Consider the following 15,099-nt stretch of genomic DNA (forward strand, 5'->3'; position numbering starts at 1 on the left):
TAGAAAGCTAGATCCGCTTTTTTCTCGTATATTCCTAATCCAATTGAAAGTTAACTCAATAGGCGGTCTGTTAAAATTTGTTTATTGTGCTGGGAAAACCGGCTTTTTATTTTTGAGATTAATAAATGTTTACAGCTTCAGAGATTCGTTCAACTTTTTTGAAGTTCATGGAATCCAAAGGGCACACCATTGTTGCTTCAACCCCAGTGGTGCCTGGAGATGATCCGACATTGCTCTTTACCAATGCCGGCATGAATCAATTCAAGGATGTTTTCTTAGGTTTTGATAAGCGTCCCTATAAACGTGCGACTACTTCTCAGAAATGTGTGCGTGCCGGCGGCAAGCACAACGACTTGGAGAACGTAGGCTACACAGCCCGTCACCACACATTCTTCGAAATGTTGGGTAATTTCAGCTTCGGCGATTACTTCAAGCGCGACGCCATCAAAAACGCTTGGGAGCTTTTGACCAAGCATTTCATGCTTCCGGAAGAAAAGCTTTGGGTAACGGTATATGCCGAGGATGATGAAGCCTATGACATTTGGAATAAAGAGGTCGGTGTTCCGGCAGAAAGAATCGTAAGAATCGGCGACAACAAAGGTGCCAGATATGCTTCCGACAATTTCTGGATGATGGGCGACACAGGTCCGTGTGGTCCATGCTCTGAAATTTTCTATGACCACGGAGAAGAAGTTGCCGGAGGCCCTCCGGGAAGTCCTGACGAGGACGGTGACAGATATATTGAAATCTGGAACTTGGTTTTCATGCAGTACAACCGTGACGACAAAGGTGAAATGCATCTTCTTCCGAAACCTAGCGTCGATACCGGTATGGGCTTGGAAAGAATTTCCGCCGTTTTGCAGCATGTTCATTCCAACTATGAAATTGATCTGTTCCAGAACTTAATGAAGGCCGTTAAAGAAGCTGTTGAAGCTGCCGGAGCAGAAAACGTTGATCCGAACTCTCCTTCTTTGAAAGTTATTGCCGACCATATTCGTGCATGTTCTTTCATTATTGCTGACGGAATTCTTCCAGGCAATGAAGGCAGAAGCTATGTTCTGCGTCGTATTGCACGCCGCGGTATGCGTCACGGTTTTAAGCTCGGTGCCCGCAGTCTTTTCTTCAATACTTTGGTGAAAGCTGTCGCCAAGGAAATGGGGCAGCAGTACCCAGAACTGAGCAATCCGCGCATTCAGGAAGTTCTCCGTCAGGAAGAAGTCAGATTCTCTCAGACTCTTGCTAAAGGTCTTGAAATCCTTAACGAAGCTTTGGCAAACGGAGAAAAAGTTCTCAGCGGTGATGTTGCATTCAAACTTCACGACACCTATGGTTTTCCGGTTGACTTAACAGCCGACGTTTGCCGTGAAAGAGGCGTAGCGGTTGATATCGAAGGCTTTGACGCGGCGATGGCCAAACAAAGAGAACTCGCTCGCTCACAAGGCAAGTTCAAGATGGCGCAAGGTCTTGATTACGCCGGTGCTCCTACTAACTTCTTGGGTTACGAAACTTTGACAGTTCACGGCTGTAAAGTTGAAGCTATTTACAAGGACGGCGAAATCGTTGATGAAGCAGAATCCGGCGATGAAGTCGTTGTCGTATTCGACAAGACCCCGTTCTATGCAGAAAGCGGCGGCCAAGTCGGCGATCAAGGCCAGTTCAAGAACAAGACCACAATCTTGAAAGTTGACGATACATTCAAGATTAAGGCAGACGTCTTCGGGCACATGTGTTACGTTGCAGAAGGCAGCGTTAAGCTCGGCGATTTGTTCACAGCTACAGTAAACGAAGATATTCGTGCTGCTACTGCAAGAAATCATTCCGTCACTCACTTGATGCACAAAGCATTGAGAGAAGTGCTTGGTTCTCATGTTCAGCAGCGAGGCTCTATGGTCAACGGAGAAAGAACAAGATTTGACTTTGTTCACAACGGGCCGATGACTGAAGAACAAATTTTCCAAGTTGAAGACATTGTCAACAAAGAAATTCTGAGAAACACCCAGACAATGACCCGAGTCATGCCGATTGACGAAGCTAAGAAGACTGAAGCCGTCATGCTCTTCGGAGAAAAATACGGAGAAGTCGTCCGTGTCCTTAACATCGGTTCCAGTTGCGAATTCTGCGGCGGTACGCACGTCCAGAGAACAGGTGATATAGGCATGTTCAAGATTGTCAGTGAGTCTGCTGTGGCTGCAGGCATTCGCAGAATAGAAGCTGTTACCGGCATGAATGCCCTGAGATTTACTCAGACACAAGAGAAGTTGTTGGAAGAAGTTGCTGCTGAATTTAAAGCTCCTGTCGGAGAAGTTTTAGGTAAGGTCCACGATACCTTGGCAGATGTCAAAGCTCTTGAAAAAGAACTTGCCGTACTCAAGACTAAGCTTGCACAGAGCGCTTCTGCCAACGTTGCCTCTCAAGCGGAAGAGATGAACGGAACCAAGCTCTTGGTGGTTGAAATGAAGGGCGTTGAAACCAAGGCTCTCCGTGATTCTATTGATAAACTTAAAGATACATTGAAATCCGCAATTATCGTTCTTCTCAAGTCTGACGAGGGTAAAGCCAGCGTAGCAGTCGGTGTTACTAAGGATCTAGTCGGCAAGATCAAAGCCGGTGAAGTCGTTGCTTTCACAGCTGCTGAGCTCGGCGGTAAAGGTGGCGGCCGCCCTGACTTTGCTCAAGGTGGCGGAAACGCTCCGGAAAACATGGGCAAAGTGATTGCTGATGTGAAGAAATTTATTTCTGAAAAATTAGCCTAATCCGTGAGGCCTCACCCTTAAACAAAAAGGGGATGTTGCAAAATTCGATGTTTTTCGAGTTAGTACTTCCCCTTTCTCCTATACCCCTTTTTAGCTATCTCGTTAGGTTGTAGTTTTCGCTTCTTTTCCATTCGGTTTTTTATTCTTTTTGCTGATGGAGTTTTGAAAGTTTCTGCCTTTAAACTTTCAGGAGCAACCCAATAAAACGGGAGCACGCCGGACATTGCAAACCTAAGATATTTTCTTATATTCATCCCTAGGCAAGTCAAGGCGAACTCGACTGTTACCCTTCCCATCGAGCGTCGTCTGAACCTTTTGTAGTCCATATTCTGCTTAATTACTCCGAAGGCACCTTCAACCTGACAACTCCTATTAACTCTGATTTCTATGCCTTCGGGAGACAGAAGTCTGTCTCTAGCTTGTTGCTTCAACTGGACCCAACGTGGTTGAATTTCAAAAATCCGGCTTCTTTTCGATTTGCTTTTTAAGAAGCGTTTGCAATAGCCCTCAAAGTCACATTTAGCGCAGCTTTTGACCAGGAAGAAAGCATAGTCCGCCTTGGAATAATAGCCCTCGGGACACTGTATTCTTTCTCCCACGCGCCCTCCCAAACACCGGATAGTTTGCGTATCGATGTACTCATAAGTGGCAGGATTTCTTCCAGTCTTTTCACCGTTCCAGGCTGTGTATTTGATGAAGGCTTGGATTCCTTTCTGTTCACAATATTCATAATTGTTAACACTTCCATAGCCTGCGTCTGCGCAAACTCTTTTGGGATAAATTCCGTACCATTGGAAGAATTGGTCTAATGTCGGCGCAAGAGTACGCGCATCGGTTCTGTCTTGTGACACGTAGTACGTAACGATAAAACCGTTACTCACTAAGATTTGGGTGTTATACGCAGCATGCATTTGGCTACCTAACCCACTGTAGTAATCTTCCTTCAGGCACATGGCAGTAGCATCGTGGTCGGTTTTGTAGTAAGAATTCCTAGATTCTCCGCAGATAGCTTTTTTCTCTTCGTACTCAATTGATTTTATTAGGTACTGAGAAAGCTGAGATTTCATTTTTAAAAGAGCCTTTTCACCACCACCTATGAGGGTTGAAGATATTTTTTCTGCATCTTCTATTTTTTTCATAATAGTTTTTGCCGGAATAACTCCTTCGTTGGGCAGACCTTCCTCTAGATGCATTAATTTCAATAGGTTAGCCACTTTCTCACTTAGTCGAAGATGAAGAGTCGTGGGTTTCCAAACAAATTTGTACTTGTTAGCGTTGGCTTCAAATTTGCTTCCGTCCAAATAGAGCGTGTCCATATCTTTCCCGCATTCGGAAAAGATGCGCTTCATTATTGTCGCAAAAATAGCAGGCATATTTGGAATTAAACTTGTGACGAACCGAGAGAAACTCGCTGCACTTGGCTGGACGTCCCCGATTAAGTAAATGATTCTTAGATCCGTGAAGCAGGCCGTCTCCATTTCTCGGAGAGAGGCTTTACCAAGGGCAAAGCAATATAGAACCGCAGCAAAGAGTCGGCACTGGTCGATTTTTGGTCTGCCAGGCTCAGAATCGAAGTTTATCTGCTTTAAGTATTTTCCAGCAGATGATTTCTCTAAAAGTAACAAATATGCGTCAAGTTTTTTACGCTCAGATAGCGGAAGGGGACAGGCATAAAAAAGCAAGTCCTCAGAAACGGTAAAATAGGCCATGGTAAGTGTCTTTGGTATAGAACACTTCACCATAGCATGCAGGGGGTTCGATTCCCTCTGTTTGCTTTTAAATCAACGGGATAATTCTTATATAGAATACTTTTTGTCAATAGAAGAAGGGCTGTGAAAATCCCTCTTAGGAAGAGGGAATTTTGCAACAGCCCCTTTTTGCTGGTCCGAAGTGTCGGATTAATCTTCGTATCCGTTAGGATTCATGCTCTGCCAACGCCAAGTGTCGGCACACATCTCTTCAATACCTCGTTTGGCTTCCCAGTTTAGGACTGTCTTTGCTTTTGCGGGGTTAGTCCAGTAGGCGGCTTTATCTCCTGCACGGCGAGGACAAATCTGGTAGGGAACTTTCTTGCCGCTTGCTTTTTCGAAAGCGTGTACAAGCTCTAAAACACTTGTAGAGCTTCCGGTTCCGAGATTGACGGTAAGCAGCTGTGGTTGATGCTTAAGTGCCTTCAAGGCTTGTAAGTGGCCGTCTACAAGGTCCATTACATGGATGTAGTCTCTGCATCCGGTGCCGTCTGCAGTCGGATAGTCGTTGCCGAATACATTTAAGTGATTGCGTTTGCCGACGGCAACTTGAGAAATAAACGGCATGAGATTGTTTGGAATGCCATTAGGATCTTCGCCGATTAGGCCACTTTCATGAGCACCGACTGGATTGAAGTATCTCAGGATGGCAATTGACCAATTAGGTTCCGCTCTGAATATTTTTCTAAGAACTTCCTCAATCATCCACTTGCTTAGACCGTAATTATTGATTGGGGCAAGAGGAGTTGTTTCGTCGAACTCATCGTAGCCGGGATCGCCGTAGACAGTGGCCGAGGAGGAGAAGATGAATTCCTTGACTCCGTGTTTTTTCATAACACGAAGGAGCACGATAGTTCCTTCAACGTTGTAGGAGAAATACAGGAGAGGGTCGGATTCGGATTCTCCTACGGCCTTTTTACCGGCGAAGTTGATGACGGAGTCGATTTTGTATTCCGTAAAAACTTTGTCTAAGTCGCTCTCAGAGCGGATATCGCCTTCAATAAGAAGAGGTCTTTTACCGGTAATTTTTTCGATGCGGTTCAGAACCGTCGGTTTGCTGTTACTGAAGTTATCAAAAATAATCGGGTTGTAGCCGGCTTCAACCAGGCTGACAACCATGTGGGATCCGATATATCCGGCTCCTCCGGTTACAAGGATATTTTTAGTCATTCCAAAATCCAAAAAATAAGGCCTTGCAAAGAGCAAGGCCGAAACTGATTTGAATTACTTACTCAACGCGTCAATGATGCGGCGGTTAACTTCTTTTACATCGCCGATACCGTCAACTTTAACGTATTTAGTGTTAGATTGACCTTCAGCAGCGAGCTTCTGATAGAAATCAACCAAAGCTTCCGTCTGGTTGTGATAAACCTGAAGACGTTTTTTAACGGTTTCTTCTTTATCGTCGTCTCTCTGGATCAAATCTTCGCCTGTCACATCGTCCTTCCCTTCAACTTTAGGAGGATTGAACTTGATGTGGTAGCTTCTGCCGGAAGGTAGATGAACGCGTCTGCCATTCATTCTTTCTAAAATTGCTTCATCAGGGACGGCGATTTCCAAAACGTAGTCAATTGGAATGCCGGCTTCTTTTAAAGCTTCTGCCTGAGGAATTGTGCGTGGGAAACCATCGAAGAGGAAACCGTTCTTGCAGTCAGGCTGCTGGAGACGCTCCTTAACCAGGCCGATGATAATGTCATCGCTTACGAGTTCGCCGGCATCCATAATTTTCTTAGCGGCTAAACCCAAAGGAGTACCTGCCTTGACAGCGGCACGCAGCATATCACCGGTAGAAATTTGAGGAATGTTATAGTGGGCAGTGATGAGAGCTGCTTGAGTGCCTTTGCCTGCACCTGGAGCTCCGAGAAGAATCAAACGCATTTGACAACTCCACTTATTGAAATATAAAAGCTAAATTCTAAAAGAATTTGGGAATAGAAGAAATAATTTAGTGTCAGACATTATTTCTTGCCGAAATAGAGTCGGACTCTTTCCAAATCTTCAAAAGTATCTACTCCCGGGGGAATTTCACGGTTAAAGATTTCAACTCCGATCTTGTAGCCGTGCCAAAGAGCACGCAACTGTTCCAAGCTTTCAAAAGTCTCTAAGGGAGATTTCGAAAGGTGCGGATACTGCTTCAAGAAAGAAGCTCTATAGCTGTAAATTCCGACATGACGCAGTCCTAGGTCTTCGGGAATCGATTCTTTGGATTTTGCAAACAAATCTCGATTCCATGGGATTGGAGCCCGGCTGAAAATCAGAGCTTCATTTCTCTTGTTGAGCTCAACCTTGACAACATTCGGATTGAAAAACTCTTCGGCATCGCGGATTCGAATGGCGGCCGTTCCCATTGCTAAGCCTGAATCTTTTTTAAGAATTTCTGCAACCAAATTTATGATGTCAACCGGAATAAGAGGCTCATCTCCTTGGACATTGACGATGATTTCGTTTTCATCGAGATTAAGTTTATTGACGACTTCGCTTAATCTATCGGTACCGCAGGCACAGTCTTTTGAGGTCAATTGTGCCTCGATGCCGTGTTCTTCGCACGCCTTTTGAACCGTCGGGTCATCACAGGCGACAATGACGCGCGAGGCGGCAGACTTCGCAGCCTGCTGAGCTACTCTAACAATCATTGGAATACCGTCGATTAAGGCCAGAGGCTTGTTTGGAAGCCTTGTGCTGGCCAGTCGCGCCGGGATAATAACGGTAAAACTCATTTCAGTTTTTGCTCCAGCTCTTCATCGGAAAGGTCTCTTGCTTCATCCGGCACTAAGTCGGGAATTTCATCGATAACTGAGAACGCTTTTTTATCGCGTTTGCAAAATAGTTCTTTCTTTTCTTTATCGTATAAAAGAGGGCCCTTACAGAAAGGACAAACAAGTATTTGTGTTAATTTCGGATCCATTATGCTTTTTTCTCTGGTTTCAAAGAAGAAAGTTTTTCTTCAATGAAATCTATTAAGAACTTATCTAAAACTATTTCTAAAGGCACGACGTAGATTCTAGTGTCTCTTTTAATGTCTTCGTGCTTCCTACACTTAACCGCATCTTTTTCTGTAATGAAGATGAGATCAGCGTTGATGTCCTTAAAGGGATTTTTGTCGTAATCGTAATGATCCGGAAGAGGAATGCCTACCACTTCCAAACCGTGAGCTCTGAGCATGGAGAAGAATCTTTTCGGTACGGCGATGCCGGCTACTGCTGCCGCTGAGTATTGCTTCTTTCTTTGGATCTTGCTTAATGTATCCAAAGAAATGACTTCACCGGTTGCGTATTGAATGGCGTTGGTAAATCCGCTGGTTGCCACATATCTCGGAGTTGTGGAAGAAATCACATCCTCCGTTGCGTTAAGAACCAGAGCATCAACATCATTTAGCCGGGAGGGCGGCTCTCTTAGAGGACCTGACGGGAGGACCCATCCGTTGCCTAAGCCGCGGGCTCCGATAACTGCAATTTCAAAGTCACGCTGAAGTTCATAATGCTGCAGCCCATCGTCACTAATAAGAATATCGACCTCAGGATAGGCCTTCAGAAGAGCCTCGGCAGCGGCAACTCTCTTTTTAGAAACAAAAGTCGGAACGTTCGTGGATTTTTTTATAAGAAGAGGTTCGTCTCCGACAATATCCGGATCACTGATTGTTAAAACTTCTTTGGGGGAATCGGTTTTGCCTTTGTAGCCGCGGGAGATTACGCCGGGGTTCCATCCTCTCTCCTGAAGTTCTTTGACTAATGCAATCGTGACCGGTGTTTTTCCTGTACCTCCGACATAAATATTTCCTACCACAACAACCGGAACTCTGATTTTCACAGGAACGGTCTTGCTTTTTCTGTATTTCGCCGCACCCATAAAAACGGCGGAAAACGGTAAAAGGAGCCAGGAAATTAAGCCTCGGCGATCCCATTGCTTATGTAGGAAAGATTCAAGTTGAACTTTCATCGAAGTCATTAAGAGTCAAAAAAATTAATTGTAAAAGAGAAAACCGTTTATTTTTTTCGTTCAACTTAATTTCCGAATTTTGTGAACAAAAAATGTGTGAGATGTGTCAAAAAAACGAAGAGATGTGAAATCAATGAGTAAGGAAAAAATAACCTCCTACTTCCAAAATTTTCATTGTTAATAACTTTGTGGATAACTTCTGGAAAGTGTGCATAACTATTTTGAATTTAAAAGGATTTTTTAGCTTTTCCATTTTTGTTAATTCAAAAATTATGTTTAAATTCAATAAGTTACGAAAACTCATCGGCATTCTCAACGGTGGTGAATAAAATTGTGGATAACTTTGTGGATTATGTGAATAAGGTTAAAAAATAACGGCTCAATATGTTCTTTGTTCACGAACAAAAAATAATTGGCTTAATATTCATAGATCAAGGAGTGAAGATTGAGTGAGATAGTAAATACAGTAAAAGATCCGAGAATTATGACCGTCTCGGAAGCGGTTCAGAAAATAGATTGGACTGTTAAGTCGATGAGAACTCTTCTTGTCGAAGGAGAAATCTCCTCTTTTAACAATAATCGTGCCAGCGGGCATTGGTATTTTGCTATCAAGGATGAAGAGGCAGTTTTAAACTGCATGATGTTCGCCTCTAAAAATTTTACGGTAACTTTCACTCCGGCTATCGGCGACAAGGTTAAAGTCGGAGGTAATCTGAGCCTCTATGGTAAAACCGGAAAACTCTCTCTGGAAGTGCGCCGAATGGTCAGAAGCGGGCAAGGAGAACTCTTTGAAAAATTTCTTGCATTAAAGAAGAAGCTCGCTGATGAGGGACTTTTTCAGCGTGAGTTGAAACGGCCCGTTTCCCTAGCACCTAGAACAGTCGGAGTCGTCACTGGACTCCAAACAGCTGCTTTAAAAGATGTCCTTACTCGACTCAAGAGATATTCTCCATATGTTGACATCATTGTTTATCCGACCTTTGTACAAGGCGCGGCTGCTGCCGAGGGTATAGTTCGTTCTCTTCGAATCGCGTCAGAAAGAAAAGAAGTTGATGTTCTGCTTCTTGTTCGCGGCGGAGGTTCGATAGAAGACTTATGGTGCTTTAACGAAGAGAAGGTCGCCAGAGCCATTCGTCAGTGCAGTATTCCGGTGATCACCGGTATCGGTCACGACAGTGACCAGACCATTGCAGACTTTGCAGCCGATATCTGGGCTCCGAATCCTACGGCAGCCGCTGTAGCTGCGGCTGCTCCCAAAGAAGAGCTTCTTCTGCGTGTGGAGAAACTGTGCCGGACTCTCTACAAAGACATCGAGAACTTTTTGAGTCGTTCTGAAAACCAGACGGCTTATGCCTCCAGACTTTTTGAGTCTCCCGACGTTTTTCTGAACTATTACTCGGATCGTTTTAAAAAAGATCTTCTGGGCTTTAAAGGAAGTGCAAGCAATTTTTTATTCGCTTCGCAGGCAAATTTGCAGCAAAAACTTCACAATCTAGGCAGAATTTCTTTTTTGCCGCAAGCCTCTCAATATTCTTTCTGGTTGGTTCGCATCTCTAATTTAGTCAATCAAAGTTTGGCTTCGAGGGAGCGTCAGCTGAAAATTGAACTTCCGCCTTTGGATATTCTTTTGGCGGGATACAAAGACAAACTGGCTTTTTTAGCACAAGGACTCGCGAAGAATTTCCAAGACCATAGGGAGCGTCAAAGTCAAGAACTGTTTTACGAGATTTGCGGTTTTAAGAATAAGGTGCAGTTTCAGGACAGATCCAAAGAGCTCCAGCATTTATTAGAAAAGATTAAAGTCCAGAAAGAAGGATTCTTTGTTCAACTAAAAACTCCGGCACTCTATCAATTAAAAAGTCCTGAAGCAAAGATTGCCGAAGATAAAAAAGAAACCAGACAATATGTTTTTGTCCTGTTTAAGGGGTTTTACAGAGAGGCTGTTTTCCAGAGACAAAGGCTTTTCTGCAGTTTGCAGAGTCTGCGCAAACAAAGGCCGGTTTTGAAGAATGATTCGATAAAAATCGCCGCCGAGTCGATGCGTGCTTACGGCCAAATGAAACTGACGGTAAGGCGGAATTGTTTAATGAATCTGGAGACGAAACTTTCAGGACTGGATCCTAACAAAATGCTACAACTCGGATATGCTATTGTTAAGCGTAAAAATGAGGTTGTGAAACGGGGTGAAGAACTGCAGGAAGGCCAAGAGATTCAAGTGATCTTCTATGATCGAACCATTAATGCTCGAGTTGAGAGGATTACTAGCAAAAACACTTAAAACTATGCATAATACCGCAAGAAATAATAAACACTAGGAGACCCCAAATGGCATTTACACTTCCTCCTCTTCCTTTTGCGATGAATGCTCTTGAGCCTTACATGAGCGAAAAGACTTTGAGCTACCACTATGGGAAACATCATAGAGGCTATGTTGACACGCTCAACACATTGATTGCCGGTACAGACTACGAATCAATGCCTTTAGAGGAAATTATCCGTACTACTCAACAGGGTCCAATTTTCAATAACGCATCTCAAAATTGGAACCACACTTTTTTCTGGAACAGCTTAACTCCTAACGGTGGCGGGGCTCCCAGCGGCCGTGTTTTGGCTGCTATCGAAGCCAAGTGGGAAAACTATGATGCATTCAAAGAACAGTTCATTAAGAGTGCTGCCGGCAATTTCGGCTCCGGCTGGACATGGCTGATTCAAACAGAAAACGGTACTTTAGACATTCTTAACACCAGCAATGCAGGCTCCCCAATTTCCTCTCCATCTAAGCCTTTGATGGTTTGCGACGTTTGGGAACATGCTTACTATCTGGACTACTACAATGTCAGAGCCCAGTTTGTTACTACCTTCCTTGAACATCTCGTTAACTGGGAATTCGTAGAAAAGAATCTTCAATAATTGAACTGATTTGATGAAGGAATGCCGCAGGTCTATAGCCTGCGTTTTTTAATTAAGTTTGGCGACTTTGTCGCCTTCCTTTATTTTGTTTTTTTCGAACCAGCCCTGATTCATTTCAAGAGCGTATTTCGCTGCTCTTTTGCTGCAGTGAATATTTTCTGTCAGGGGGTGCATTTTTTCGATATTGATTATTGTCCCGTTGCTGTCAATAAAAGCGACCGAGAGCGGAATGTAGGTGTTTTTCATCCACATGCACACCGGCATCGCATTGTCGAATTTAAAGAGCATTCCGGCCTCAGCAGGTAGTGCCTTGCGGTACATCAGGCCAAGTTCTCTTTCTTGGTCCGTGTCGGCAATTTCCACTTGAATGTTTTTTTGGTTGATTTGAATCTCTTTTATTTCCGCGGCATTTACGGCCAGAGGCAGGAGCAGAGCTAAGAGAATGCGGTAGCAGTATTTCATAGAAAAAAGAAAAACTCGGTCTGAGCCGAGTTTGTATAGCTAATATTCTGAATTAAGCCGGTTTGATGTTGTCAGCCTGTTTGCCTTTTTCACCGACTTTCAAATCATAGGTAACTTTCTGACCTTCTTTGAGGGTCTTGAAGCCGTCCATCTTGATTGCAGAGAAATGAGCGAAGAGATCTTCACCGCCGTCATCGGGAGTGATGAATCCGTAGCCTTTTACGTCGTTAAACCATTTTACGGTTCCTGTTGCCATTTTTTATATCTCCAAAAATTTAACGGCGTTGTCTCTGGTGCTCACCCGCCACTGAATGTGTTTTTGACAGTTCGTTAAGCTGGATTTTCACAACCGGTACGACCCTTTGTTGAAACCTGACTACTACTGCGGTACTGCCTTACTGTCTGTGAGAAAAGACTGACAGTAACTAGATTTTTAATGTATACGGGAGAATTGTCAACGAGGACAAAGTATCATTGACAAGATGAGTTGGGACAAGTGCATATCTTTATTACAGAAAAAAATGCTTTGTAACCCTTACTCTGAGGTTATTTAGTCAAAATTGTCTGATAGTTGGGTTCGGACAAGGAAAAAGTATTTTGGCGGTTTGTCCGCATTTAATTGTTGTTATCTAACCACAAAAATTAGTGATATGTCTTGCTCGCAAACTGGATCGTCAACAAGGGTAAAACCGAAGGTTAAGCCTTATAAGAGACCGAATAGATGGAGTGTCATTCTCCATAACGACGATGTAACGACAATGGAGTTTGTTGTAATGCTCCTGAAAGAGGTATTCGGAAAATCGACGGAAGACGCGATGACGATCATGCTGAAAGTGCATGAAGAAGGGCGCGGTGTTGCAGGGATTTACAGCAAGGATTTAGCTGAAACAAAAATGATGAAATCCCGTGAAATGGCAAGAGCTGAAGGCTATCCGCTTAAGATAACCATAGAAGAAAATGAGTAGTTTAAGTAAAGAAGTTCAAAAATTAATGATGATTGTCTTCCTTCGAGGAAGAAGCGACGGAGTTGAGTATCTAACTCTTGAGTATTTGCTATGGGGGCTTCTGCAGGGAGGAGAGGTCGAGGAGTTCTTGGAAGAACAAGAAGTTGATACTCATGAACTCGAAAACGAAATTAACCTAGTTATTTCAAAAGAGATAGCTGAGCAAAATAAACTTGCTAAGGATAAGAACCCGGACGTGACCGTCGGGTACTCACGAGTTCTGCAGCGTGCCATTATTCAAGCACAGTCGGAAAACCGAGAAGAAGTCGACAGCTTAGATCTGCTCGATGCTTTGCTGGCGGAAAAGGACAGCGAAGCGGTCTATCTTCTTAATCAGCACGGTATCGATAGAAACGTTCTCTCCGAATACATCGAAACTATCTTGGCCGAGAGCGAAGAACTCGGAGCACAAGAGGCCGAGGAAGATGCGGGAGAAAGTAAAAGACGAAAATCCGCTTTAGACACCTATGCTTTGAATCTAAACAATGAGGTTAAAGAAGGGCGCATCGATCCGTTGATTGGCAGAAGCGAAGAAATTGAAAGAGTTATCCAGGTTCTGGCAAGAAGAAGGAAGAATAATCCTATTCTTGTCGGTGAGGCCGGTGTCGGTAAGACTGCAATTGGAGAAGGACTTGCCTACAAGATCGTAAAAGGCGAGGTTCCTAAATTCTTATCCGACTTCGAAGTTTATTCCGTGGATGTCGGCTCCATGCTTGCCGGCGCTCATTACCGCGGCGATTTCGAAGAAAGAATGAAAAACCTCATCAAGGAAGTTGAATCCAAGCCGAAAACCATTCTTTTCATTGATGAAATCCATCAGATTTTAGGTGCAGGTACTACCGAGGGCAGTGCATCGGACGCCGCGACCATGATGAAACCTCATCTCGCAAAAGGAACTCTTCGTGTTGTTGGGGCCACGACTTACGACGAACTCAGAAAAATCTTCAGCAAAGACTCGGCTCTGATGAGACGTTTCCAGAAGATTGATGTGACTGAACCGACAGTCAAGGAAACAATTGAAATTCTTAAGGGTTTGAGCGGCAAGTTTGAGGAACATCACAATGTGGTTTACAAAGACTCGGCCATTGTCGCTGCAGTTGAACTCTCCGATCGCTTTATCTCCGACAAGAAACTTCCGGATAAGGCCATCGATGTAATCGATGAAGCCGGCGCAAGAAAGAGATTGCATTCGGACGGCAAAAGCAACATTGTTACCAAGGCGGATATTGAGGAAGTCATTACAAAGATGGCGAGGGTACCTCCCCAGACCGTTTCTTCAGACGACAAGAATCGATTGAAGACTTTGGCTCAGACATTGAAGAATGTAATTTACGGCCAGGATCCGGCTATTGAAGCTATTTCAGACGCGATAAAACTCTCTAGGAGCGGTCTTGGCAAGACGGATAGGCCAATCGGAGCTTTCTTGTTTGCCGGGCCTACAGGCGTCGGTAAAACGGAATTAGCAAAACAGCTGGCTTCAGCCATGGGGGTCAAGCTGATTCGCTTTGATATGAGTGAATACATGGAGAAATTCTCCGTGTCGCGCTTGATTGGTGCGCCTCCGGGGTACGTGGGCTTTGATCAAGGCGGATTATTGACTGAAGAAATCGGCAAGCATCCGCATTCCGTTCTGCTTCTTGATGAGATTGAAAAAGCTCATCCGGATATTTACAACATCCTTCTTCAGGTAATGGATCATGGCGCATTGACGGACAACAACGGTAAAACAGCAGACTTTAGAAATGTTATTTTGATCTTGACGACCAATGCCGGGGCCAGAGATTTGAGCAAATCTTCCATCGGCTTTCTTAACTCAACGCATTACGGCGATGAGCAGATCGAGATTAATAAGACTTTTACGCCTGAATTTCGCAACCGCTTAGATGCGATTGTTTCCTTTAAAGCACTGGGGACAAACGAAATAAGAAAAGTGGTTGATAAATTCCTTCTGGAAATTGAAACTCAGCTTCACATGAAGAAGGTGGAGGCGACATTTACGGAAGAGCTTAAAGAATTCTTGGCTAAGAAAGGGTTCGATCCGAAGATGGGAGCTCGTCCGATGTCCCGCTTGATTCAGAATACGGTGAGAAAAGCATTGGCCGATGAACTGCTTTTCGGTCAGCTAAGTCGCGGCGGAAAGGTCAAAATTGGATTGGATGCGCAGGAAAAAGTGACTTTAGATATCGAGCAGGCTCCGATTATTCCAAAAGCTGAAACGGCCGATTCTGCCCAAGAGGTTCCGGCAGAAGTTCCGCAAAATAAGTAGCATGAATAAGCAGGAAGTCA

At 44.1% G+C, this 15,099-nt stretch carries 13 protein-coding genes; 5 read left to right on the forward strand and 8 right to left on the reverse strand.

The genetic code is table 11. The features are described from left to right. Positions 1-125 precede the first annotated feature (125 nt). The gene (gene alaS, locus ADH67_RS00975) at positions 126-2,753 is read left to right on the forward strand and encodes an alanine--tRNA ligase (RefSeq protein WP_066590816.1); all 2,628 of its coding nucleotides are present in this window, start codon (positions 126-128) and stop codon (positions 2,751-2,753) included. A gap of 59 nt (positions 2,754-2,812) precedes the next feature. Here alaS and ADH67_RS00980 read toward each other — a convergent pair whose 3' ends face one another. The 6 genes from ADH67_RS00980 to lpxK all read right to left on the reverse strand — a co-directional run bounded on the left by ADH67_RS00980 (position 2,813) and on the right by lpxK (position 8,446). Then, on the reverse strand, positions 2,813-4,462 hold the full coding sequence (locus ADH67_RS00980; protein WP_089275682.1) for a transposase: 1,650 nt from the start codon (positions 4,460-4,462) through the stop codon (positions 2,813-2,815). 189 nt (positions 4,463-4,651) lie between these two features. Beyond that, positions 4,652-5,671: a UDP-glucose 4-epimerase GalE gene (gene galE / locus ADH67_RS00985; protein ID WP_066590821.1), complete on the reverse strand. Its 1,020-nt coding sequence runs from the start codon at positions 5,669-5,671 to the stop codon at positions 4,652-4,654. 54 nt (positions 5,672-5,725) lie between these two features. After that, positions 5,726-6,379 carry an adenylate kinase gene (gene adk, locus ADH67_RS00990; protein ID WP_066590823.1) on the reverse strand — a complete coding sequence of 218 codons (654 nt, stop codon included), beginning with the start codon at positions 6,377-6,379 and terminating at the stop codon, positions 5,726-5,728. 80 nt (positions 6,380-6,459) lie between these two features. Further along, the gene (kdsB, locus tag ADH67_RS00995; RefSeq protein WP_066590825.1) at positions 6,460-7,218 is read right to left on the reverse strand and encodes a 3-deoxy-manno-octulosonate cytidylyltransferase; all 759 of its coding nucleotides are present in this window, start codon (positions 7,216-7,218) and stop codon (positions 6,460-6,462) included. Then, positions 7,215-7,406, reverse strand: coding sequence for a Trm112 family protein (locus tag ADH67_RS01000; protein ID WP_066590826.1), 192 nt, complete (start codon positions 7,404-7,406; stop codon positions 7,215-7,217). The genes kdsB and ADH67_RS01000 overlap by 4 nt, the downstream gene beginning before the upstream one ends. Beyond that, positions 7,406-8,446, reverse strand: a complete 1,041-nt coding sequence (gene lpxK / locus ADH67_RS01005) for a tetraacyldisaccharide 4'-kinase (RefSeq protein WP_236578436.1) — start codon at positions 8,444-8,446, stop codon at positions 7,406-7,408. The genes ADH67_RS01000 and lpxK overlap by 1 nt, the downstream gene beginning before the upstream one ends. A 436-nt stretch (positions 8,447-8,882) precedes the next feature. Here lpxK and xseA point away from each other — a divergent pair, with 436 nt between their 5' ends. Continuing rightward, entirely contained in the window at positions 8,883-10,715 is a 1,833-nt protein-coding gene (xseA, locus tag ADH67_RS01010; protein ID WP_066590830.1) for an exodeoxyribonuclease VII large subunit, read from the forward strand. A 47-nt stretch (positions 10,716-10,762) separates the two neighbouring features. Then, positions 10,763-11,347 carry a superoxide dismutase gene (locus ADH67_RS01015; protein WP_066590831.1) on the forward strand — a complete coding sequence of 195 codons (585 nt, stop codon included), beginning with the start codon at positions 10,763-10,765 and terminating at the stop codon, positions 11,345-11,347. Positions 11,348-11,395: 48 nt separating this feature from the next. On the opposite strand, the gene ADH67_RS01020 is transcribed toward ADH67_RS01015, so the two are convergent. Together ADH67_RS01020 and ADH67_RS01025 are read right to left on the reverse strand one after the other, a co-directional pair. Beyond that, entirely contained in the window at positions 11,396-11,809 is a 414-nt protein-coding gene (locus ADH67_RS01020) for a DUF192 domain-containing protein (RefSeq protein ID WP_066590832.1), read from the reverse strand. 52 nt (positions 11,810-11,861) lie between these two features. Next, the gene (locus ADH67_RS01025) at positions 11,862-12,065 is read right to left on the reverse strand and encodes a cold-shock protein (protein ID WP_066590833.1); all 204 of its coding nucleotides are present in this window, start codon (positions 12,063-12,065) and stop codon (positions 11,862-11,864) included. A gap of 394 nt (positions 12,066-12,459) precedes the next feature. On the opposite strand from ADH67_RS01025, the gene ADH67_RS01030 reads away from it, so the two are divergent. Beyond that, positions 12,460-12,774 carry an ATP-dependent Clp protease adaptor ClpS gene (locus ADH67_RS01030; protein ID WP_066590835.1) on the forward strand — a complete coding sequence of 105 codons (315 nt, stop codon included), beginning with the start codon at positions 12,460-12,462 and terminating at the stop codon, positions 12,772-12,774. Then, positions 12,767-15,079: an AAA family ATPase gene (locus ADH67_RS01035; RefSeq protein ID WP_066590837.1), complete on the forward strand. Its 2,313-nt coding sequence runs from the start codon at positions 12,767-12,769 to the stop codon at positions 15,077-15,079. The genes ADH67_RS01030 and ADH67_RS01035 overlap by 8 nt, the downstream gene beginning before the upstream one ends. Positions 15,080-15,099: the final 20 nt, after the last annotated feature.

Source organism: Turicimonas muris (assembly GCF_002221595.1).
Taxonomy (GTDB): Bacteria; Pseudomonadota; Gammaproteobacteria; order Burkholderiales; family Burkholderiaceae_F; genus Turicimonas; species Turicimonas muris.

Excerpts from the sequence above, each read along its gene's own strand:
- alaS (WP_066590816.1), top strand. The coding sequence starts at position 126 with ATGTTTACAGCTTCAGAGATTCGTTCAACTTTTTTGAAGTTCATGGAA.
- ADH67_RS00980 (WP_089275682.1), bottom strand. The coding sequence starts at position 4,462 with ATGGCCTATTTTACCGTTTCTGAGGACTTGCTTTTTTATGCCTGTCCC.
- galE (WP_066590821.1), bottom strand. The coding sequence starts at position 5,671 with ATGACTAAAAATATCCTTGTAACCGGAGGAGCCGGATATATCGGATCC.
- adk (WP_066590823.1), bottom strand. The coding sequence starts at position 6,379 with ATGCGTTTGATTCTTCTCGGAGCTCCAGGTGCAGGCAAAGGCACTCAA.
- kdsB (WP_066590825.1), bottom strand. The coding sequence starts at position 7,218 with ATGAGTTTTACCGTTATTATCCCGGCGCGACTGGCCAGCACAAGGCTT.
- ADH67_RS01000 (WP_066590826.1), bottom strand. The coding sequence starts at position 7,406 with ATGGATCCGAAATTAACACAAATACTTGTTTGTCCTTTCTGTAAGGGC.
- lpxK (WP_236578436.1), bottom strand. The coding sequence starts at position 8,446 with ATGACTTCGATGAAAGTTCAACTTGAATCTTTCCTACATAAGCAATGG.
- ADH67_RS01015 (WP_066590831.1), top strand. The coding sequence starts at position 10,763 with ATGGCATTTACACTTCCTCCTCTTCCTTTTGCGATGAATGCTCTTGAG.
- ADH67_RS01020 (WP_066590832.1), bottom strand. The coding sequence starts at position 11,809 with ATGAAATACTGCTACCGCATTCTCTTAGCTCTGCTCCTGCCTCTGGCC.
- ADH67_RS01025 (WP_066590833.1), bottom strand. The coding sequence starts at position 12,065 with ATGGCAACAGGAACCGTAAAATGGTTTAACGACGTAAAAGGCTACGGA.
- ADH67_RS01030 (WP_066590835.1), top strand. The coding sequence starts at position 12,460 with ATGTCTTGCTCGCAAACTGGATCGTCAACAAGGGTAAAACCGAAGGTT.
- ADH67_RS01035 (WP_066590837.1), top strand. The coding sequence starts at position 12,767 with ATGAGTAGTTTAAGTAAAGAAGTTCAAAAATTAATGATGATTGTCTTC.